Annotated in this window: 1 protein-coding gene; it reads right to left on the reverse strand. The window is 71.2% G+C overall.

All coding sequences use genetic code 11. The features are described from left to right. A partial coding sequence (locus tag B0W80_RS33995; RefSeq protein WP_143684920.1) for a tandem-95 repeat protein occupies positions 1-1,543 on the reverse strand: 1,543 nt, incomplete at both ends.

The raw sequence follows: 1,543 nt of genomic DNA on the forward strand, positions 1-1,543 counted from the left end.
CGATGTTGGCCAGCGGCGTGTTGATGGTCGTGCTCGCCACGTCGTCGACCGCGACCGGCGCGTCGTTCACGGCCGCGACGTTGACCGTCACCGTCGCGGTGGACGTGCCGCCGTTGCCGTCGCTCACGGTGTAGGTGAAGCTGGCCGGCCCGTTGAAATTGGCCGCCGGCGTGAACACCACGTTGCCGCCGACGAGTGCCACGCTGCCGTTGACCGCGCCCTGCACGCTGACGATGGTGAGCGGGTCTCCGTCCACGTCGCCGTCGTTGGCGAGCAGCGTCGCGGGCGCGATGGTGAGCGGCGTGTCCTCGTTGGTCGCCAGCGTGTCGGGGCCGGCGACCGGCGCGTCCTCCACCGGCGTGACGGTGATGGCCAGCGTCGAGCTGTCGCCGCTCGAGCCATCGGTCATGGTGTACGTCACCAGCGGCACCGGGCCGTTGTAGTTGGCCGCGGGCGTGAAGGTGTAGCTGCCGTCGGCGTTGATGACCAGCGTGCCGACGCCGGCGATGGCGGCCGTCTGCCCGGCGCCATAGGCCGTCGCGTCGCCCGCCACCTGGAAGCCGGTAACCGTCACCGGGCCGTCCACGCTGGCCGTGCCCGTGAGCACCGAGCCGGAGAGCGGCGTGTCTTCCGCCGTGCTCGCGCTCTCGTCGGCATCGGCGAAGGCGTCGTCCACCGGCGTCAACGTGATCGTCAGGCTGGCCGTGGCCGTCGCGTTGCCGTCGCTCACGGTGTAGGTTGCCACGGGCACCGGGCCGTTGTAGTTGGCCGCGGGCGTGAAGACGTAGCTGCCGTCGGCATTGACGACCAGCGTGCCGACGTTGGCCAGCGTGGCCAGCTGGCCGGCGGCGAAGCTGTTGCCGCCGATCGAGAACTGGGTGACGGCGAGCGCATCGCCGTCGATGTCGCTGTCGTTCGCCAGCACGTTGCCCGTGGCCGGCGTGTCCTCGTTGGCGGTGACGGCATCGGCCACGGCGGTGGGCGCGTCGTTGACCGGCGCAATCACGATGGTGGTGGTGTCGACGTCGAGCAGCGGTGCGCCGCCGGTGTTGCCGCCGTCGTTGGTGCTCATGGTCAGCGTCACGTTGCCGCTGGCATTGGCCGCCGGTGCATAGACCGGGGCGGTGGCGCCCAGGAAGGCGTCGATGTCCCCCAGGCTGCCGCTGAGCACCAGCGTGCCGGTGCCGGAGCCGCTCACGGCCACGTTGCCGCCGGCGGTGGCGGTGAGCGTGCCCGAGCCGACCGAGAGCGTGACGGTGATGGTGCCGCCCGCCGCATCCACGTCCGCCACCGACAGGCCGGTGAGCGAGACGGACGTGTCCTCGTTGGTCGCGTAGCTCGACGGCAGCGTGTTGACCGGCGCATCGTTCACCGGCGTGACGGTGATCGCCAGCGTCGAGGTGTCGCCGCTCGATCCGTCGGTGAGCGTGTAGGTGACCAGCGGCACCGCGCCGTTGAAGTTGGCGGCCGGCACGAAGGCGTAGCTGCCGTCGGCGTTGATGGTGAGGGTGCCCGCGCCGACGATGGTGGCCGTCTGCCCGGC

Origin of the sequence: Variovorax sp. KK3, from assembly GCF_001984055.1 — a bacterium.
Taxonomy (GTDB): domain Bacteria; phylum Pseudomonadota; class Gammaproteobacteria; order Burkholderiales; family Burkholderiaceae_C; genus Variovorax.